The organism is Micromonospora coxensis, from assembly GCF_900090295.1.
GTDB lineage: Bacteria > Actinomycetota > Actinomycetes > Mycobacteriales > Micromonosporaceae > Micromonospora > Micromonospora coxensis.
Genome location: NZ_LT607753.1, coordinates 566987 through 586672 on the forward strand (window position 1 = coordinate 566987; position 19686 = coordinate 586672).

Genomic DNA, 19686 nt, shown 5'->3' on the forward strand with positions numbered 1-19686 from the left:
CCATCACCCGGCGTGGGACTTTTCCTCCTCGTGATCTGTCGCCTGCACCAGCGGAAGAACCTTCTGCGCTATAGCTTCAGCAAGCAGTGGTGGAACGGCATTGCCCACCTGTCGGTAGCGGGAGTGCGCTTGTCCACCATCGATCCGGCCGGGCAAGCTTCCACGACGAGAGTCGGTCGTGAATACGAAATGGTCGGGGAAGGACTGCAGCCGCGCGAATTCTCTAACGCTCAGCGCCCTCGGGCTTCGGTAATGGTAAGCCGAGTCGGCTTTCGTGTTCAAGGTCCAAGCCCACATGCGAGGGTGCAGGCGGCGGTAAGCGTAAAAGTGAGCCCTTCCGAGCTTCCCGCTATTGGTACTAGGGCCCCACTTTTCGCCGCTGATGTATCGCGCCGTCAGCGCTTCAGTGAGATCGCGGTGGTTCCCGCCCGCAGGGATCGCCTTGAGCCGGGTGACAGTGTCCGTGTTGATCCTGGGGACACTGACATTCCACACCTTGTCCGCCAGCTCTTTTCGCATGAGCCGTTGATAGGCGGATTCTGCTTCCTTCATTTCCGAGACGGCCATAGCCTCTTCGCGGCGCCCAGCCTTAAGGTGGCGCAAGTCTGATATCGCCTGGTCGACCGTGACGACCTTGACTTCATCGGGGTCATCCAGCATCTCGAGGAGCAGCGCGGCGCGCTGTTCGTCACGGCGGCCCTCGATGGCATACTTGCCCTTGCTGAGCCGGACAAGAGAGAGATAAGACGTTGCGGCTGAGCCGCTGAGCAGCGGCGGCACCGCGTTCAGATCGCTACGAACTCCGACGAATATTAGGCGCTTTCGCGTCTGTGGCACACCAAAGTCGGCAGCGTCCAGAACTCTCGCCGAAACCTTGTAAGCACCCTCCAACTCGAGGTCTTCCTTAACTTGCTCAAGGACGCCCATTTGCGCCATCCCTGGCACGTTTTCCATAACAAAGGCCAGCGGCTCAATCTCGCCAACCATCTTGACGAACTCGCGATAAAGGGAGTTTCTTGGATCGTCAATGATTCTTGAATGGTTCCGGACTTGCGAGAACGCCTGGCACGGCGGCCCACCGACTACGACATCGACGCCCCGCCCAACTTTGACTAGCCGCTCATGCACTTCAGGTAGGCGAATGTCGTCACAGACTACTTCCGCCTCCGGGAAGTTGAGCTTATACGTAGCGCACGCGTCTGGGTCGATGTCGGAGGCTCCAACGATCTCGAAGCCTGCCTGTTGGAACCCTTGGGATAGTCCTCCCGCCCCCGCGAAGAGATCGAGCACTCGGGGCGCCCGCGCGAGGGGCAGCTGTCCTCCGGCGGCTGAATCGATGCCAGCTTCGAGTCCAAGCAATGGCAGCGCCAGTTGCATGCCCACGTAGCTCCCTTCAGCCCGTTACGCCGCCGCACTGACGGTTGCTGGCGGCAGGCCGATTTTGCTCCAGGCCGCACCCAAGGGGCCGGCCGCCGCGCCGGATGGCGCGCCAGCCATATTTGATCCCTTCCTACACCCGTTCGACAAGTCGCAGCGCGCCAAGATACTCCATGCTTATGGCTCGTCACCGACGGTAGTCTGGGGGCATGAGCCGGCCCTGGGTAGGTAGGCAGCGACATCTCTGGCCTAGCGGTTACCTAGGAGGCCGGCTCCACCGGCTGTGAATGGTTCACCTGACTCTGCAGCGAGTAAGGGTTTCCGTAACCTGGTGGCCGCAGCGGCTACTCACGCGCTGACGCTTGGCAGAGCTAGAGCGTGAAGCCCGTCCTGGGTCGCAGCGACGAGCTGGCGTTCCGCAACCACGATAGACCGCAGTGGCGAGGGGCACGCGAGCAGGGTCTCTTGCGCCAATCTGCCGTCAACGCTCCCGAGGCGTACGGTGCCGTCAGCTCTCCCTGACGCTAGAAGGGGCGCGGCCTCTGTTAGTACTGCGGCCAGTGCGAGTACTGCCGTGCTGTGAGCGCATGATGCCAGTCCAACTGCCTCGCCGGTCCTCGGGTTCCACAGGTAGACCGCGCCGTCGGCACTGCCGGCTGCGACATATGTGTCGCCGCCGGCTGGCACCGCGGCCAGCGCTCGCACCGCATGGCCGACGGATCGCATGGGCTCGCCCCTCGCGGCTCGCGAGATCGGGTCCCATAGCCGTATGGTGCCGTCTATACCGCCCGACACCAGTAGCGGCCTCTCGTTACCCGCATCAGCTACTACCGTCAGCGCCAGCACTGCGCCCGTATGACCGTGCAGCTCGATGGGAGGCGCGGCGGTAAGCGGGTCCCAGAGCCGGACGATGCCGTCCGCGCCCCCCGCCGCCAGCAACGTTTCGCCCGTCGAACATGGCACCGTCGCCAGGGTCCATACTCCCCCTGGGTGGCCGGTTTGTACTGCAGCTAACAAGCAGCCAGTGTCGGGATCCCAGAGGCGCACCGCCCCATCGGCTCCACCAGATGCTAGCAGCGCGTTTCCGTCGTTCAGTGACATGGCGGTAACCGCTCGCACCCAGCCGTCGTGGCCAAGGAAGGGGCGTCTAGCTGCCTCGCCCGTCCGCGCATCCCATAGCTGGACTGCACCATCTGCGCTGCCAGAAGCGAGGAGAACATTCCCCTGCGCAGCAGGCATGACCGCCAAGGCAATGATCCCGGTTGAGTTACCCCTTAGGTCGATCGGCGTGCGGCCAGGGGCCAGTTTCGACCAGGCTAGGGTCCATGTTGAGGCGCCTTCACGATTCGGTGGAACTCCGGTGACGCGCAAGGTGGCTAATTCCCGAGTCGGCCGACGTAGCGCAGGTAGCAGCCGCTCGAGCTGTTCGTAGGCGTAGGCCACTCCCGTGATTTGAGGGGGCAGGCTCGCTCGGCTGCTAAAGGCGTCGATGGCGACTGCGCGAGGATTGAGACGATCAAGCAGGTCGGGCTTTTCAGCAAGTAGCTTCCAGCCGACGGCACCGGCCAGAAGGGCGTGCCGCGACAGGTGGTACTCGAGGTACGGATTGATCATTGCCGAGTTAGGGGGTGGCGCTGCGGCACTGAAGGCTTCAAGCAGTAGCTGCTGATGGCGGGGCCCGCACTCGCCGGCAAGCTGGGTCTGGAAGGTGCGGTGGGCAAGGCGGTAGACCGTTTGTCCGTACTCGGTGTCGAGCATGAGATACGGCGCCGCCTGCCGTAGCAGACTGGCAAGATCATTCTCGGTGATCACGAAGCCAGCGAGAGCCGTTGCGGCTGCGGTCCAGATTCCATCGAGTGCGGGAATGCCGCGGCCTTCCGCTAGGGCAAGAGCTCGTAGCAGCGGCTGGGCTGCTGGTGTGGCCTTGGCCAGCCGATTCAGGCCGAATGCAAAGAGGGCTGCATGATCTGCCGTAAGTAGCTGGGTCAGGTCGGGGAAATGGGCACCGTCTAAGAGCTGCGGGTTGCTGAGGATTTCGTATACGGCGAGGCGTGCGTACAGGAAGGGCTGCCCTCGCCCTGACGCGATCCATGCCGCGCTGGTAATGGCGTTGTCGGTTGCCGTCAGGCTGCCTGCAGCAACTGCGGTGTTGAGCCGATGGCGCACATAGGCGTCGATGGCTTGCGAGTCATGATTTACATGCACGACGGTAGCACGCCTAGGGAGAGCCTGGATGAGTGTCTGATCTGAGTCTGGGCTGTCGGGTGCGTCACGGGTCGAGCGACGTGTGCCGACAATGATCCGTACGCCTTCCACATTTGCAAGTGCACCCACGAGGACGCCTGCCAGAGCTACCGGCTCCTGCGCCTCGTCGAGACCATCGAGAAGGACCGTGAAGGGACGCCCACGCACGGTGATGGCCTCGACAAGCTTCTTCACCTGCGCATCGGCTGACGCACCTAGGACATCTGGCGGCAGGTCCAGAGCACCCAAGATCTGCTGGACGACGTCAGCGACGGTGGCGCCGGTAAGCAGCATGGAGAGGTCGATGCATTCGTCCGGCGGCCCCTCGTCTGCGGGAATCTCCTCGATGAGCCCGTGCCGCTGCAGGACAGCTCTCAGGTTAGGGTGGGCGCGAACTATTAGGTCGCCAAGGAGAGCCGACTTGCCGCTGCCGGCAGCACCCGTGACCACCAGGACACCTCGGCGGCGCTTCCTTAGCCATGCGCTGATGCGCGCACGCTCGCGTCGACGGCCGTGAAAGTGCCAGGTGTATTCCCCCGTCTCGCCACCCTGCGCTCTTGGTATGAAATGCCGGCGTTCGTCATCTGTAAGGGTGGCGATGATCCCCTCGAGTTCGATAAGCGCATCCAGAGGGAGCGCACCAGGGATTCGTTTGCCGCTACGCGTGAGAGCGCCATCCTCGTCGGGAGGAATCACCTTGCTGCCGGGAAGGAGGCGGTTCAGCTCCGCCCCCAAGCTCCACAGGCTGATAGCATCCTGGTTCCGAAAGCTCGTTAGGAGAGCGTGTGAAAGAGCCTCATTGAAGGTTCCGAGGCGCGTAGCTCCCTCTCCGGAAACTCCCACGAGTAGTACGTGCCGCGGTGCGTCCGGGGACCGCGCAAGGTACGCCGATACTAGCTGGACAAACCGGCGAGACCGGCAGGCCTCGACAACTATAATGGCCCATGTTCCTTCATTACCCGGATGCGCCTCCCGGGTTCTGATCTTCTTTGCAAGGTAGTCAGGGAGCAGCCCTTCTGTTGCGTCATCGTAGGGGGACGTCGCGTAGGCGAGTGCGGCTTCGTCGCCATCGCCCATGCCATGGCCTGCCCAGTACAGCAGGCTGTGCTGCTCCTCGATAGGAAGTGTCCAGGCTTGCAGGCGAGCGGAGACGGCCTCTCGGTCTCGCTGTTCCGAGGGAACGTCCCAGGCGGTAACCCGGACACCGAAGGGCGCGAGCAACTCAGCGAGGCGGGTCCATTCACGGGGCGTATCTAAAGCGTGAAATCGGGCGTCACGATAGTATCCGATGTCAAGTGTAAAAACGCGAATGCCAGACCGCACAAGTGGCCCGCTAAAGCCCCGGGTCGGCGGCGAGCACGTACTGCCTGACGGGTGCGCCACCAGAGCCGTCGACGCTGATTCGGTACAATCCTGGCCTAGGTAGAGCGAAGGATGCCTGGTACTCGCCGTCCCGAACCTGGATTGCTGGGGTGTCGACGCGCCTACCATTGCCGGCATCGTAGACCGTGCAGCGCACCTGGCCAGGGTTCGTTACACCTTCAACAACTACGGACAGCTCCTGATTGGGAAGAACGATGTCAGGCAATTCGATACCTAGTTCCCCGGCTCCTAGCGGTGGCCCTAGCTGCCCGACGTCCCGCTCGGTGATGACACCGACCGCATGGGCGATAGCATCATCGGTAGCGGCCAAGCGCCCGTGCTGCTGGGCGACATAGGTGTGAGCTGCCCCATCCGCGGTCGCTGAATCCCGATAGACGGTTCCATCACCGAGCCGGTCAACGCGTACCGGTTGTTTTTGGACGGGGCCTTCGCAAGCGAAGTAAAGCGGGGTGATCACGCCTGCCTCAAGCTTGACCGATTGCCAGGTCGGCTGGCTGGTGCCGACCATGGCGCGATGGCCCACGAGTGCCACCGTGTCGATTCGCTGGTGCAGCCGGTTGGCATCCTCAGCCAGGTCCCGATCACCTCCGAGGTCAACGACGTCTTCGACGGTCAGCCGGCGCGAGCTAGCCAGCTCGTCGACGCAGCGATACGAGGGTAGTAGGTCGTGCACTCCTGGCAGGCCGGCCGCCAGGGCCCGTAGGCCCTCGTCGGCGTCTCGCCGGTGGAAGGCGGCCAGTGGGCGTCGTGCGGGCAATGGCGCTCCCCGGCCGGTGTTCAGCAACACGGCTGCTTTCACTGATCCATGGAACGGCGTGCCCAGAGTGAGGGTCTTGGACAAACTTTCAGTCGCGCCTGGGATGGTGTGCAGGTACCGCACCAGCAGCCCGCCCATGGAGTGAGCCACCAGTACGAGGCGTGCAGGTTCGGTGCCCTGGACTGCGGCCAGTGCGGCGCGATGTGCGGGATGAGCACGCCACGCCCGAAGGTGAGCATCTGCGGCCTCAGCTAGAAGCGTGGCGTTGTGTGCCACGGGAAGCCGCCAGTCATACGCGAACTCCAGCACTGCGTCGGGATGGACCGCTGCAGCCCGAACCGCCCGTACGAGTCCGCTGTACGGCTCCAGCCCAGCCAGAACACGCGCGAAGGCCGGGAACCGCAGCAGGCCAGTGGCCTTCACTCGCCCATACTGGCCTGCTCGTTCCTGGTCCGTCAGCTGCAGCGCCTCAAGGCCCCTGCCCGTCGTCCACGCCTTGACGTACCAGTTGACGTTGTCCAGACCCCAGAGGACCTGCCCGGTCGCCGTATCCACCAACGTGCTGCCCATGATCCCCGGCACAATCACGATGGCATCTGCGTTCGCCCGCACAGTAACGATCATCTCCCCACCGATAGAAGCGGTCGACGTACGATATCCGGAAGTGTCCAGTAGGGATACATGTCAATCAGCACGAGGTAACATCCACGCCGATCATCATGATGTGCGTGACCGTCGGATCGGGAGTGGGGCTTCGCGGATCTCGACGTGCCGAGCAAGCAACTCCCCCGCGGCAGCCGAACTCGCGGGGCTCCGCGAGGCCAGTCCACAGGCCCGTCCAGTCCGCGCGGCCGCAGTCGTGGCCCGCGGTGTCGGACTGGCCGGACGGGCAGTTCAGGGCCGAAGGGCGACTCCGGCTTTCGTAGTGTGGCCGCGTTCTAGGATCAGGACGTGCGAGAACAGGCCGGGCCGTTGCCCGGTGACCCGTTCGGGGGCGGCGATTTGCTCTCCGGTGCGCGCGTCGACGACGAGCGTGGAGGTCGACATGTCGGCGGCCACCGTGAAGGCGAGGCCCGGGCGCCCGGCGATGTCGGTACTCGCTCCGGCGTACGCGATGCCGGGGACGTCGGCCAGGACACGCATGCAGGCCGCGCGCTGCTCTCGGTTGAGGTACTGGCTTGTGGCCAGCCCGACGACGCCGCCGGCGAGCAGGCGCGGGTACGCGGGCTCGGCGGCCAGCTCGCGAGGCGCCAGCAGCCCGGCGAGCGCGGCCGGGTCGAGCGGCGGTGGCGGGTAGGTAGGGGTGGAGGTCCCCGGCTCGGTGTCGGGTGGATGTCTCATGGGCCTGCGCGAACAGCCTTGGCTCGTCGGGCTGCGGCCGGTGGTTGATCCCAGGTACGTCCGGTAGCCGGCGGGCGATCTCCTGTCCGGAGCCGTCGGCGTCGTGCCGCCAGCGTCGCAGTCTGTTCTGGTGATCGCGTTGATGGCGCGGGCCCCGGTTTGGATGTGCAGGTAGGTGTAGGGCAGACCGGTGGTCGCGTCGGCTGGCGTGACATCGATCCTGGTGGCCAGAGCAGTCAGGCGCTGCGGCGGGGTGAGACCGGGTGCGGTCGCGGCGACCGGCGGTGCGGCGGCCGGCTTATGTCCAGGGGCGGGGACGTGGACGGCAGCGGCGGCGTTCGGTCGCTTGGCACCGACTGGCAGCCGGCGAGCAGGACGCTGCCGAGGACGCTGGCGGCCATGCGGCGGGAGAGGGCGGTCGGTGTGACCATCGGTGTGTTGGTTTCCGCTGGTTGTCGGGCGGGGTTGGCCTCGCATCCCGGGGGGCCGGCGCGCCGTTGAGACGACCCCCCATGCAGGCAGTCAGGTGTTCAGCCGGGCCGCGGTCTGACCGGTGCTGGCCGGACGGCCGATGCGGTTCAGCGGCCAGAGCCGCAGCCCGCTGGGGAGGTGCAGCGGCTGGCCGGCGTGGTAGCCGTGGCCGCGCAGGAAGTCCCGCGCCGCCTCGGTCGTCACCACCGCGTCAACCGGGTAGCCGAGCTGGTGGGGACCAGTGGCCCTCGTGGTCAAGATCGACGGCGCGCAGCCGGGCCCACGGACGTTGTCGACGCCTGTCTCGACACCGCGCCGTTCGGCGACGAGGCCCCCTGGACGTATCCTCCGACGTCGGCCGTCACGCGGTCACGGTCATCGCCTACGACATGACCAGTGGCCGCATGGAGCGGCGGGTGCAGGCCCTGGAGGCGGACCAGGCCGGACGGCGGGCGGCCGATGCCAGCGCCAACCGGCAGCGGGACGCCCGGCTGGAGCGGACCCGGAAGGACCTGTGCGTGGTGCTCGACTGCCTGACCGCCAGGGACGAGCCGGTGCAGGACATGCGTCGGCGATACGGCTGCACCGCCCCAGCCCCAGCCCCGCCCCCATCGACGGGCGTACCGGGCCGGGCCGGGCCCCGGCCGACCTCGAGTACGCCCCGGCATGCACCAGCCCCCGGCCCGGCCGGAGCCGGAGGCCACAGCGGGCCACCCGGCCCCCCGGCACCCAACCCCACGCCTCAGCCCACCCCGGGGCTGTGTGCGTGCCACTGCTCGACCTGTGTGTCTGACCAACCTGAGGAGGGACCATGACCCCCACCACCACGCGGACCCGACACCCGTAGCGGGCCACCGCGCGGATCGTCTTCGCAGCCGTCGTCGCGCTGCTGTCGCTGCTGCCGACCATCGCCGCCGTCGCCGGCATCGACGCGGTGCCGCTCATCGCCCAAGCCCTCATCGTGGCGGCCGCGGTGACCCGCGTCCTGGCGATCCCCGGCGTCGACGACTTCCTGCGCCGGTAACTGCCGTTCCTGGCATCGTTGCCGGCCGGCGACGTGCCGCCGCCGCTGCCCCGGCGCGAGCCCCGCAGCACCCTGTTCCGGGGCGACGGCTTCCGCTGACGCCGGATTGGAGGAAGGGCTGCCCCGGTTCGGGGCCATCCTCCTCCTATCTGGCGCCCGCGCCGCCCATGTTGCGCAGCGCCGCGGCGAACTCTGTCCACTTAGGACGTATCGGACGTCGGCGGCCCACCGAAATGCTTGATTGTCGCGCGGTCAGCGGCTGGAGGAGGAAGACTGACCTAGGGCGGGCCCCATCCAGCAACAAGACCCTCTACGTCCGCGCGGACTCATCCACGCGCCAGTCGTGCCCCTGAGAACAGGTCCAAGTTGGTCGACCATCGTAGATAACGCAACCACCGATTGCGATCCGTCCCTCCTCCGCCGCGGCGATCATTTCCGGGCCCGGCTCCCCGTACATGATCGGTACGCCAGGCCGACCACAGTCAGGGCAGGTGGACGGTGAGGTCCTGTTGGGAACGGTACGTCTAGGGCCGACGCTCGTCCGCGACGCTCGGATCCTGGCGGCCAATTCATCTGGTGGTATCGGCGGGTCTTGGGTGTGGACCATCGCGTGGCAGTTGGGGCATAGCGGCCGTAGGTCCGCGATCGGGTCAACCTGGTAGTCGGGTCCGAGCTGTGACACGGGCGTGAGGTGGTGGACGTGGATGAACCCCTTACCCAGCTCGCCATAGACGGACGCAAAGTCGAGCCCGCAAGCAACGCAGGCCAGGCCCCAGCGCTCGACGCACGCCGCGCGAGCACGCGGGTCGCGTTCGTAGCGATTGACGACGATGGTCCGTACCGCGCCCTCTGGGAACAGACCTGGGGGCAGCTCACTTGGGTCGCGAGCCTCGTGCTGCGGGCCGAAACGCTCCCACAATGCGTGAACGGCCGCCTCGGACTCGACCGGGACTGACTTTCCCGATCCGTAGACGTGGTCCCACCGCACACCCGGAGCCTCTGCGTTCAGCACGACCGGGGGGATCCGATCCGGGATCGGCAACAGGCTTAGCCAGTCGATCTCTACATAGTTTGCGGTCTTCTCCGGATCCGAGTAGTGCCGGCCCTTGTACGGCTCGGACCGAACGATGGCACGTCCGATCAGACCGCGGTTCTTGCCCTGCAGCAGCAACCACGCGTCAGATCCTGCAGCAATGTTGACGTGTCGACCGACGCTCCATGTGTCGCGTCTCGTCCCGTGGCGCCGCACCTGCGCGACCCATTCGTCGTAATCGGCCCAATTCCATCGCTGCGGATTCCAACCCAGCAGGATCGCCGACATGCCTGCACCTTCTCCCGTAGGTCGTCAGGTGGCGGTGATCCTAACGGGCCACCGTTGACAGCGCTCTCGTCAGAACGGCCCTCCACGTCGCTCTCGAGACCGTCGGCACAACCAACCGGTTGGAGCGGCCCGCACGCGGCATCGCGAACCTACGCTTGACGGCTAGAACAGCGCCTATCCAACCGCTTCACGCAACGACCCGGTTCCCGGGTATGGCGCGAACGTGCCCGGGTCGATCCCGGCTGCCCTGTAGCGAGCCCACGGATCGTGTTCAGCTCCCGGAACCAAACGGGTACCGAACCCGGCCGCGTTGATCGCGTCATCCTCAGCCTTCGTGATGACGCAGCAGGCGAGACGACTGTGGAGTACGTCGCGAAGCTGGTTGATGTCGGCAGGCGGATGATCGAGCAGGTCACGGATCACGAGGTGGACAGGCTCGCAATGCTCGATAACGAGCCGGCACTTGGGGTCCGCGACGATCGCGCGACGTGCAGCCCCGGACCAAGGCAAGGGCGCCGGGTACTTGCTGCGAACCAGCGGCTGCGGACGGCGGGGAGCCTGCCAATAGAACCACAGCCACTCACGCAACGCCTTCACGCTGGCGCGCGAGTTGGTTTCGGCCTCCCACCGACGGTGAGCATCGAGCAACGCGGTCAGGCAGCGTAGGTCGGCGGCATCGCGGTCCAAAATTACGGCGGCACCAGGCGAGGGAGAACTCACGACGGAGAGCGTATGCCAATCGGCGGCAGTTGAGGATGTTCGCGCCGAACCTGCCGAGCCAGTGGTCGACGAGGAGTACTCCCCGACGGACATCCGGTCACCTAGTCGCACCGCAATAGCGATCAGTTGAGCCGCAACGGGTAGTTGCCCCATCAATGCCAGCGTTACCCGTTAATGATCGTGGGAGAGCTTGCTCTCGCGCATGAACGCGGGACGGCGGTCGAGGTCAAATGGCGTCTGCTTCTTCAGAGCGCGCCGGATCTGGTGCGACCGGCCGTCGAAGCGGCCGCAGGTCAACCGGCACTGCGGGGCTGTTCCCGTTCCTGAGCCACAACACGCTTCGCTTCAGCCGTTGCACCGGTTACCCGTACTCGGCTGATGTGCCGCATGTCGAGCCCACCCATGGAAACCGCTTCCGGGTAGTCGCTCCTGGCGGGAGCTTAGTGGTCGAAGGAGCCAACGCACGGGACGCGGCCGCCGCCGCCGTCGCGTCGAGTCTTCCGCCAGGGTTCCCGCCAGCAGTGGCCGGGACGGCACGCGATCTTGCCTGAACGCAAGCGCTACGCCGCAATCGCACCGTCAGGTTGAAAGAGGATGCTCATCCGGTCGTGATGCCCGAAACGCCTGCGGTGGTGGCCAGCCCGGTGGCGACTCGTGCCCGCTCGTGCCCGCTCGTGCCCGCTCGTGCCCGCTGCGTGCCACGGTTACTGGCTCACCAATGGCCCATTCAGGACCTTCGGCATCACGGGAGGGCGCACCAGAGCACGCTGCAGTCCCCTCGCTACGCGATCACTCGGTGACAGTTGTTAGGTGCGGCGGTTCGCCGCCGGTCTTGAGGAAGGTGACTGCCAGTTGTATTGCCGTTTCGGGCCGAAGTTGTAGGTGCTCGGCCGGGTACTCGGTGGGCACTCCGCCGAAGTCGAATTGGAGTCCTGCGGGCGGGGTTTCCGCTGTGGGGTCGTTGAGGTAGCCGCCGTCGTCAGCGATGTGTACCGCGAAGGCGTGGGTGGGGTGACCGAGGCCAATCTGGATGCCGGGTGGCAGGTCGTCGGGGTCGTCGTTGGTGTCGCTGAAGATGGTCAGCGCGACGGGCTCGCCGGCCTGCTGGATCTCGCGAAGGAGTGCCTCCAGGGCGTCGGGGTCGGTGAGTTCGACCTCGTGGTTGTCGCGGTGGTCGCCCCGGTCGTAGGTCCAGGTCACCTTCATGCGATCGCCTTTCCGTTGCCGGTGCAGGTACGCCAGTGGCGTACCTGTCCGTCAGCGTCGCGTACGTAGACGGCCAGCTGCGCGCCGGCTGGCAGGAGCCGGGAAAGGATCTTCTCGCAGCCGTAGGGGGTGTAGTCGCAGGGCGGGTTGTTCGTCACCACAGTCGCGTGGGTGGCGCGGTCGCGGCGCATCCGGGCGGCAAGCTTGGCTTCCAGGTGGTCGGTTGTGGTGGCGATGAGCTTGTAGGCGGGCTTGAGGTCGGCGGCGGCGGGGTCACGGCCAGACCTCATGGGTATCCGCTCACCACCGATGAACGCCACACCGGAGGTAGGGTCTTTCGCTTGCCGTCGAGGCAGGTCTCGAGCGGCATCGGTCAACCCTTCGGGTATCGGCTCGGGTGGAGCCGGTGCTTCCGTTGCACTCGCAGATGTGTCGCGTGTGGCGGGCGGTCGGCTGATGTCGCTGCCACCGCCCGTGGTCAGTTTCCCAGTTCACCGACCTGCCGAGCCTGCGCGAGCGCCGCGTCGACGTGCTGTCGGGCTTCGGTCCCGCGCGTCCGGACGATCGCCAGGACTTGCAGCACCTGCTGCAGACGCGACAGCGTGGGGCCAGGCTGTCCTCCCTGCAACGCCGCCGTGACCAGCCGTCGTGTTTCGTCGACCGCGGATGCCGCTGCGGTGAAGTGACCGACGGTGCCGGTCAGCGCGGCCACGACCGGTGTGAGCGCGGCGGTCGTCTCCTGCGGCGACGGCTGCTGCGGCACGGCGCTCAGCGACCGCGACGCCTCACCCAGGACCCCACCGGCCTCCACCAGTCGAGACCGTGCCTGCCCGAGCACTTCTCGCGCGCGGGCCAACCCCACAGCGATGCCGACGAACCCGGAGGCCACCACCCGGGCGGTGATCTGCTCGATTGCATGGTCGACAGCCGCAGCCTCCTGCTGCTGCGCCCGGTCCACACCCGCCGCCATCGCCTGCAAGTCGGCACCAATGCTGTCGGTCAGCGACATCGCGCCACCCTCCGGCTCCGAGTCCATATGGATCCGTGGCAACGATTCCGAGCGGCTCCAGGCCCAAGAGCCGCAGGCCTCGGCGGCAGCCCTCCGCCGGCTTTGAACGCAGGCTCAGGTCACCACGCGGACGGCGGGCCAACGTTGGGCGGGGCGGTGGCGGGCGAGTCGCTGCTGCGAGATCTCCGGGCTGACCCTGGTCGGGTTGCGCCGCCACACCCCGTCGAGCAGGTCGTCGAGGCCATGCGGCGCGCATACCGAAATCTGGTCGTGCGTGTCGAGGCGGACGGCCACGGCGGTGGCGTACTCGGGCCAGGTGGTGACCGCGTCGGCGATGGTGCGCAACGGCGCCCGTCGCCGGAGCACCCCCACGTGCGTGGGGAGGACGTGGCCAACCGGTGGCGTACCCGGGCAGCGCCTCCGGAGCACCCCCAAGTGCGTGGGGAGGACGGTGTCGGTGGGTCTCGATGGGTCCCGGTGGGCGGAGCACCCCCACGTGCGTGGGGAGGACGGCGCCACCACGGCGTCGGCCGCCGGCTTCGACGGAGCACCCCCACGTGCGTGGGGAGGACGTCGGTCAGCTCCCGGTTGAGGTCCCGGACGCCGGAGCACCCCCACGTGCGTGGGGAGGACGCGAGGTGGGCCTGCCAGTAGGCGCGCACCGACGGAGCACCCCCACGTGCGTGGGGAGGACCTGCCGTACCCGTCGGTCAGCCAGTACGAGTTCGGAGCACCCCCACGTGCGTGGGGAGGACGCGCTCGGGCAGGCTCACATCATGGGGAGGTTCGGAGCACCCCCACGTGCGTGGGGAGGACACTTCGCGACCTGGGGTTTTACCAGCCCTCTGGCCAGATGGTCTCGGGGGGCGGGGCGGCAGCGTCTGGGTGCTCCATGGGGCTCAGTGCCACCAAGGTGAGGCCGTCGAAGTCGATCGGGCGGCGTCTGCGTTCCCCTGCGGTCCGTAGAGAGAAGCCTTGCTCGGTGTCGTCTGGGTGGATGAGGACGGCCGCACCGTCACCGACGACCGCGCTCGCGGCGTTCCACAGTTCGTCGCGGACCTTGGCCGAGAGGGTGCCGACGAACATGCCGGGGGTGACTTCGATCATCCAGCGGCTGAGTGCGCCTCGCAGGTGGTCGGGTACGGCAGTGGTGGCGAGGACGACCATGGAGGCCATGTCAGTCCCAGGAGTCTGTGCCGTAGTTGACACCGGACGGCATGGCGCCCATCGCCGGGTCCCAAAGGGAGGTGATCTCGGTTGCGGGCTGCCGCTGTTTGGGTGTGCTGTCGGGGTCGAGCAAGCGCTGGATGTCGGTGACGATTGTTGGCATCAGCTTCAGCAGCCGAAACTCGTCCCGTAGCTTGCGGCGTACGTCGCGTTCGGGTTGGGCGGAGGTGCTCATGGAGAAAGCGAGCGGCACGGTGATCTTTGCTTTGTAAGGTCGGCGACGTCGTAGACGAAGGCGTGTTGGGTGCCGCTGTGCACGAAGCCGAGCGCCGGTGAGCAGCCCAGGGCGAGGATGACGGCGTGAACCACCCCGTACAGGCAGGCGCTGGCGGCTGACAGTGCCAGGTTGACCGGATCCTGAGTGTCCCAGGCATCAGGGTCGTAGTTGCGACGGAATTTGCCCGTTTGATATTTTTGGGCGAGCAGCCGGTAGAGCGCCTTCATGCGTTGGCCCTCCATGCCGCGAAGCTGGGCCAATGTGGTGCCTTCGGGTACGGACTCGCCGAAGCGGTGTTCGTACATGCGCACCGCCACCTGCAGCCGGCTGTTGTCGTCGGCCCAGCACCGAGCCTGCTTCTCGAGCCAATTGGTGGTCAGGGAGATGGGCGTGATCCCGGCGTAGCAGCGGACGACACCAGAGCCGACGCAGACGACGGTGGTGCCGTGTCGGGCCAGCGTGGACAGGGCACGGTGGGTGATCGAGGTGCCGGGGCCGAGGAGAAGGCAGCTGACGGCGGCGGTGGGCAGGTAGACGCGTTCGGTCCCTTTCGGGGTGTCGACCTGGGCCAAAACGCCGGTGTCGTCCTGGACGATGCGGACGATGTCCGCGTACAGGAAGCTCAGTGAGTCCGCCACGCGCGGGAGCATGGCCAGGGTCGGTGCGGCGAGACGCCGTCGGGCGTTGGCGCTCACCGAATTGGGGCGAGGCTGAGCAGTCCGCAGCCGAACGAGCGTCCGCGGCCGATGCCGGCCAGCACGGCGGCGCGAACCTGGTCCGCGTCGGCGATCACGGCCTGACCTTCGAAGAGCGTGATGGCGTGGCGTACCGGGACGGCGCGACCACGTGCGGCCGGTTGCGGTTGGGCACGTAGCTGGCGTAGACCGAGGCCGTGGGCGTCGGCCTTGCGCTGCCACCACTGCTCGGCCTGCTCGCCAGACAACGCGACGACCTTGCCAGCGTTGTCCCCTTTCCAGGCTCGTTTGGACGCGTTGGCGGCGATCCGGTAGTGCACCGCCATGCCAGTGGTGAGCGCCTTGAGCAGCGGGCTGACGTCGCGGGTGTCGATGGTGCCGTAGCCGTCGGGCAGCCGGGCCGGATCCGGTGGCAGCGCGGTCTGGACCAGCAACACCGGACCAGCGGTGGTGTGGTCGAGCCGGAAGAGGACACCCGCCTGCTGTCGTGGCTGCTCGCCCAGATCGTCAGGCACCAGGGACATCACCCTGCGGTGCACAGCGGTGATGTCGCGTAGGTCCCGTCGTGCCGCCGGGTGGCGCAGATCGGGTGCGATTCGGGTCAGCCAGGCGGTCACGTTCGGGCTCCTCGCAGATACTCTTCCAATGCGTCCAGGTACGTCATGCCAATACCGGCGCACAGGTCGACCGGTAGGCTGCGGGTGGTGACGTGGACCTGACGGGTCAGGTAACGCCGGCGGCGCGGGTGTGAGCCCCCGGGTGCCGGTTCCATGTCAACGGGAACGTCATTGAGCGTCAGCCGGCTGGCGGCGCCGTCGCCACTCAGTTCCCCGGTTGCGAAGTCCACCGTGACGGTGTCTGATCCGTCGGCGGGTCGGCGTCGGTTGAGCGGCAGGTGTTCCAGCTGGGCGACGGCGTCGGTGATCGGGCCGGACAGCAGGAATGGATGCTCCACCGGGCAGGAGCGGCGTCCGAGGTACGGGCCCCAAACAGGCTTCGTCAGGGCCTCGTGCACCTGGCTTACATGGTTGTCCGGGCCGGTGACCGCGACGGTGAACACGGCGTCGGCCAGGTAGAGCCGACGCGAGACGATGGTGCCGGAACCGGCCGTCCTTCGTTTGCCCTCGGCCGTCGGCACGGTCCGCTCCGGTGGCAGGCCACCACCGACGGTATGGAAGTCGTACATGACCGCCCCGGGCCGGTCGACGCGGACGGTGAACTGCAGTTCCGCGAGGTCTGCCAGCGGTTCGCCGCGGCGCCGGCCCTGGGCTGCGGCGATGATGCCGATCATCGCCGAGCCGGTCGGGACGGTGGCGGTGTCACGGACGCTGAAGGTGCTGTGGTCGCCCCACGACTGCATCGGCCCGGCCAACCGCAGCAGTAGGCCCGTCATTCCGCCCTCACGCGGTCGACGGCGGCAGCGATGAGGGCGTCGAAGCTCGGGCGGGTCTCACCGAGCTGCTCCAAGCCCTTGTCGTCGATGCTGGCGTACCCGTGGTAGAGCAACCCACGGTCGCCGAGCAGCCGGTAAATCCGGCCGGCGTAGTCGGCGAGCTGCCGACGCGACGGATCGGCGTATCCGCTGTCGAGCGGTGCTCGTACCGGGGTTTCGAAAGCGCTGGCCAGTGACACCGGTCGATCGCCGCGTACCGCGATGTAGGCCAGGTCGGGCACGGTGAACGGTGCGGTGGAGTTCTTCTTGGCCTGCGGCATGGCGGTGATGAACGCCGACAGGAACGCCGAGGTCAACTCGACCGCCGTGGCGGCGTCACCGAGGTTGTCGACGAGGTCTGGCAGGTTGACGCTGGCGTACCGGTAGAACGTGCCGGTGCTGAACTCGGCGCTGTTCATGTGACCGCTACCGGCCTGGTCGGCGTCCTGCTTCAGGTCGTCAACGGCGGTGAAGAAGTCGACCTGCGGATCCGTGCCGTGGGTGGTGAACGCGTGGGCGACTTGGACCGCACCGTCGACGTTGGTGCCCGGCAGCTCGGCCAGCATCCGCCCGAACAGGTTGATCACGTCGTTGCGGCGGGACATCGCCTCACGCACCGCGTCGGCCGGCAGCGGCGACTCACCCTTCTTGGCCTTGACCGCCCCGGACTGCAGACCGATAAGCCGATCGCGCTGCTGCACGCAGATGTCCGCCAACTCGTCGAAGGCCCGCTCCGGCAGGTAGAACAGCACCTGCGCCTCACCGGACTCCTTGTCCACCTTGAAGCCGTCGGCCTTGACGGCGATCGTGGTGAGCGTGGCCATGACCTGCGCGGCGGCGAAGGCGGCCAGTTCCGGTTCCCAGCCCCGCCTGGCCAGGCGCCCCTGGACGGCTTGCGGCAGCTGCCGGGTCCGCTTGGCCGGGTCACCGGACGACGTTTCCAACTCCTGCCGTACGGCGCGCTTCCAGCACTGGCTGGACACTCGGGTGCGGTCGGCGTCGCCGAAGCGCACGGACTTGGGCGAGCCCAGGTCGTCGCGGTTGAGGTTGGCGTACGGGACGGTCTGCAGCAGGTGGATGTCGATGTAGCGGGCGTTCATGCTGATTCCTCCAGGCTCGGGTGGTGCTGCTCGGCGCGGCGGTCGGCTTCGTTAAGGGTGCGGTAGTACGACTGGAGCCACCGCTTGGCGACGTGGTCGCGGCGGTACCGCCACTGGCAGAGGTCGTCGAGGAGTTGCCCCCAGTTCACCTGGACCTCGACCGCGCCGAGGTGTCGGACGACGCCGGCCAAGTGCTGGTAGACGCCCGGGTAGCCCTGCCGCACCAGGAGATGCAACCGCTTCTCGGCGGTGGCCCGGTTCATCGCCCGACGCCCCGACCCCGGCCGGCACACCGCCCAGGCCAACGACTGCCCCAGGTCGGGGCGGTTACCCGGCCCGGCGTCGGCATCCGCTGCGGCCACCTCCTCGACGTCGTCGACGTCGGAGGTCTCCTCTTTGGCGGAGCCGGCGTTCGGCCGGTTCCGAACGGAAGCCGCGATCATCGCTGCGACGGCGTAGTAGGCGTACTCGTGGTCCTGTCTCACCGACGGCGGCAACAGCGGGGCGACGAGGGCGTGCATGGTGTGCGCCTGCTCGGGAGGACGACGCAGACCACGGCGCAGTGCCGCACGCTGGCCACGATCGCGGAGGCAGTGCTCGGTGACCCGCCTCACGAACCTGTCGGAGCGCCTCTCTTCGGTGTCCGCAGACATCACGCAGCGGATCCCTTCTTCGATGGAGTTGACAGCAGCCGGTGCGCCGTCTGCACGGCCCGCACCATCCGTGGTGAGCTGGCGTCGCTGTCCGCAGCGTGGTCGATGGCCTCGTGCCCCAGGCGGGCGAAAGCCCGACCACCCTCGGTGAACTCGCCGTCCTGCACGTGTTTCCAGAACACCGCCTCGGCCCGCGTCCAGTAGTACGCCTCGCCAACGCGGGCCCATGGACCTTCCCGGTCCTTGACGTTGGCGACCTCCCGCCAGGCTTGCCGCAGCGCCACGCCGACCCGCCGGCCGATCGACTCGGCCGCTCGGGTCAGCACAGCCACACCGTCGGCGGTCGCCGGGTCGCGCTCCCGCAGCCAGCCCAGGATCGGTGGGGTCACCGCAGTGAACCACTGCCGGTCCTTGGCCTGCCCGTCCTGGTCGAACCCGTACGCGCGGACCCGCCCGTCGAGACCGAGATCCGCTGCGGCGGTCATGATGTCGGGGCGGTGGGTCTTGACCTCGCTGGTACCGCCCAGCAGGGCATCGACGTCTCGCCACAGCGCCCGGGAGCCGTCAGCCGGTAGCTGGTACCAGCCGCCTTCCTTGTTCTGCCGCCGCACCACGTACGGGTCGGCAGCCGCCGCACCGGGCAGCCGCCACGCCCAGGTGACGTAGGCATCCGTCACGGCCTCCCCGGCGGCGTCCGGGACCAGCAGGACGGCGTGCCGGGCGCGGCCGGTCAACGCGCCGCACGGCCACGACACGGGCTCCGGCCCGGCGAGCGGATTGTCCGGCAGATCATCGCGTTCCCACGGGCACAGGTCCGCCCCCTCATCCTGCCCTGACGTCCCCTGTGGCACGCCCACGACCAGTGACTCGAACAGGTTTTCTCCGAGTGGGTGGTACGACATGGTGCCCCGCAGGGGGCCGGCATTGCTGTTAGCGAACTTCTGCCCAGCCACCTCGCGGCTGCTACACCGCCCGGACGCGCCGTAGTACAGCTGCGCGATCAGGTACCACGCGGCTTCTTCGGGTGGCAGAGCCACCGGGTCGGCATCCGTATGGTGGCCGAACCACACCTGTGTGTTGCCCGCCGGCCGGTCGAAGGCCAGCTTGTTGACGCCCGATGACTTGGGACACTCGACGCTCAGCCGGGGATCCTGCATCCACGGACGATGGGAATCGAACAGGTCGAAACGGTCCGGGTACTTCGCGAAGTATGCGTCGACGTCGTCCCGGGCGAACCTGCCCTGGTCGAGGACCTGCTCCTGCCGCTGCTGCCACTGTGCGCCGCGAAGGGCATCCAGACCGGTCACGCGTGCGGTGATCGCGTACAGGATCCGCCAGAGCCCCGCTGCAGCAGGTGGAACTGGTAGGGCGAGATCGTCGAACTCCGCCGCCCGCACGAACAACTCGCGTAGGCCGACCAGCTTGGACTCACGCCCGGCCACGACGGGTACCCATGGCCGAGTAACCATGTCGAAGGATTTCGTCATTAAGTGTGACTCCCTGAGGACA

18 protein-coding genes, 1 pseudogene and 1 CRISPR repeat array are annotated in these 19686 nt (G+C 67.2%); of the genes and pseudogenes, 1 reads left to right on the forward strand and 18 read right to left on the reverse strand.

What is annotated here, in order from left to right:
- Positions 1-3 precede the first annotated feature (3 nt).
- The 7 genes from GA0070614_RS02615 to GA0070614_RS30095 all read right to left on the reverse strand — a co-directional run bounded on the left by GA0070614_RS02615 (position 4) and on the right by GA0070614_RS30095 (position 10638).
- Positions 4-1377 carry a DNA cytosine methyltransferase gene (locus tag GA0070614_RS02615; RefSeq protein ID WP_231933488.1) on the reverse strand — a complete coding sequence of 458 codons (1374 nt, stop codon included), beginning with the start codon at positions 1375-1377 and terminating at the stop codon, positions 4-6.
- A gap of 348 nt (positions 1378-1725) precedes the next feature.
- On the reverse strand, positions 1726-4356 hold the full coding sequence (locus GA0070614_RS02620) for an NACHT and WD repeat domain-containing protein (RefSeq protein ID WP_172892352.1): 2631 nt from the start codon (positions 4354-4356) through the stop codon (positions 1726-1728).
- 598 nt (positions 4357-4954) lie between these two features.
- Positions 4955-6385: an esterase/lipase family protein gene (locus GA0070614_RS30085; RefSeq protein ID WP_157744900.1), complete on the reverse strand. Its 1431-nt coding sequence runs from the start codon at positions 6383-6385 to the stop codon at positions 4955-4957.
- A 270-nt stretch (positions 6386-6655) separates the two neighbouring features.
- Positions 6656-7102: a hypothetical protein gene (locus tag GA0070614_RS02625; protein WP_231933489.1), complete on the reverse strand. Its 447-nt coding sequence runs from the start codon at positions 7100-7102 to the stop codon at positions 6656-6658.
- A gap of 522 nt (positions 7103-7624) precedes the next feature.
- Positions 7625-7780 carry a hypothetical protein gene (locus tag GA0070614_RS30090; protein WP_157744901.1) on the reverse strand — a complete coding sequence of 52 codons (156 nt, stop codon included), beginning with the start codon at positions 7778-7780 and terminating at the stop codon, positions 7625-7627.
- A 1127-nt stretch (positions 7781-8907) separates the two neighbouring features.
- A complete protein-coding gene (locus GA0070614_RS02630; RefSeq protein ID WP_088974478.1) occupies positions 8908-9918 on the reverse strand; it encodes an HNH endonuclease in 1011 nt (336 codons plus the stop codon).
- A 174-nt stretch (positions 9919-10092) separates the two neighbouring features.
- Positions 10093-10638: a hypothetical protein gene (locus GA0070614_RS30095; RefSeq protein WP_157744902.1), complete on the reverse strand. Its 546-nt coding sequence runs from the start codon at positions 10636-10638 to the stop codon at positions 10093-10095.
- 230 nt (positions 10639-10868) lie between these two features.
- On the opposite strand from GA0070614_RS30095, the gene GA0070614_RS31605 reads away from it, so the two are divergent.
- Positions 10869-11189 (forward strand): DUF6193 family natural product biosynthesis protein, encoded by a 321-nt coding sequence (locus tag GA0070614_RS31605; protein WP_408630726.1) that lies wholly within the window; start codon positions 10869-10871, stop codon positions 11187-11189.
- Positions 11190-11427: 238 nt separating this feature from the next.
- Here the strand turns inward: GA0070614_RS31605 and GA0070614_RS02635 are convergent, their stop codons facing one another.
- The 11 genes and pseudogenes from GA0070614_RS02635 to casA all read right to left on the reverse strand — a co-directional run bounded on the left by GA0070614_RS02635 (position 11428) and on the right by casA (position 19664).
- A complete protein-coding gene (locus GA0070614_RS02635) occupies positions 11428-11844 on the reverse strand; it encodes an Imm1 family immunity protein (RefSeq protein WP_088974479.1) in 417 nt (138 codons plus the stop codon).
- On the reverse strand, positions 11841-12221 hold the full coding sequence (locus tag GA0070614_RS02640) for a DddA-like double-stranded DNA deaminase toxin (protein WP_231933490.1): 381 nt from the start codon (positions 12219-12221) through the stop codon (positions 11841-11843). The genes GA0070614_RS02635 and GA0070614_RS02640 overlap by 4 nt, the downstream gene beginning before the upstream one ends.
- A gap of 101 nt (positions 12222-12322) precedes the next feature.
- Positions 12323-12853 (reverse strand): DUF6244 family protein, encoded by a 531-nt coding sequence (locus GA0070614_RS02645; RefSeq protein WP_088979158.1) that lies wholly within the window; start codon positions 12851-12853, stop codon positions 12323-12325.
- A gap of 114 nt (positions 12854-12967) precedes the next feature.
- Complete coding sequence (locus GA0070614_RS02650; RefSeq protein ID WP_088974481.1) at positions 12968-13198, reverse strand: nucleotidyltransferase family protein; 231 nt, start codon at positions 13196-13198, stop codon at positions 12968-12970.
- Positions 13199-13211: 13 nt separating this feature from the next.
- A CRISPR array of direct repeats spans positions 13212-13669; the repeat unit is 29 nt; unit sequence CGGAGCACCCCCACGTGCGTGGGGAGGAC.
- Between the two features lie 18 nt (positions 13670-13687).
- The gene (gene cas2e / locus GA0070614_RS02655; protein ID WP_231933491.1) at positions 13688-14020 is read right to left on the reverse strand and encodes a type I-E CRISPR-associated endoribonuclease Cas2e; all 333 of its coding nucleotides are present in this window, start codon (positions 14018-14020) and stop codon (positions 13688-13690) included.
- A gap of 10 nt (positions 14021-14030) precedes the next feature.
- Positions 14031-14992, reverse strand: a pseudogene (gene cas1e / locus GA0070614_RS02660) (type I-E CRISPR-associated endonuclease Cas1e).
- A complete protein-coding gene (gene cas6e / locus GA0070614_RS02665; RefSeq protein ID WP_088974483.1) occupies positions 14989-15609 on the reverse strand; it encodes a type I-E CRISPR-associated protein Cas6/Cse3/CasE in 621 nt (206 codons plus the stop codon). The pseudogene cas1e and the gene cas6e overlap by 4 nt, the downstream one beginning before the upstream one ends.
- On the reverse strand, positions 15606-16385 hold the full coding sequence (cas5e, locus tag GA0070614_RS02670; protein WP_088974484.1) for a type I-E CRISPR-associated protein Cas5/CasD: 780 nt from the start codon (positions 16383-16385) through the stop codon (positions 15606-15608). Before cas5e ends, cas6e begins: the two co-directional genes overlap by 4 nt.
- Positions 16382-17524 (reverse strand): type I-E CRISPR-associated protein Cas7/Cse4/CasC, encoded by a 1143-nt coding sequence (gene cas7e / locus GA0070614_RS02675; protein WP_088974485.1) that lies wholly within the window; start codon positions 17522-17524, stop codon positions 16382-16384. The genes cas5e and cas7e overlap by 4 nt, the downstream gene beginning before the upstream one ends.
- A complete protein-coding gene (gene casB, locus GA0070614_RS02680) occupies positions 17521-18180 on the reverse strand; it encodes a type I-E CRISPR-associated protein Cse2/CasB (protein ID WP_408630727.1) in 660 nt (219 codons plus the stop codon). Before casB ends, cas7e begins: the two co-directional genes overlap by 4 nt.
- Entirely contained in the window at positions 18177-19664 is a 1488-nt protein-coding gene (gene casA, locus GA0070614_RS02685; RefSeq protein WP_088974486.1) for a type I-E CRISPR-associated protein Cse1/CasA, read from the reverse strand. The genes casB and casA overlap by 4 nt, the downstream gene beginning before the upstream one ends.
- Between the last annotated feature and the right edge of the window lie 22 nt (positions 19665-19686).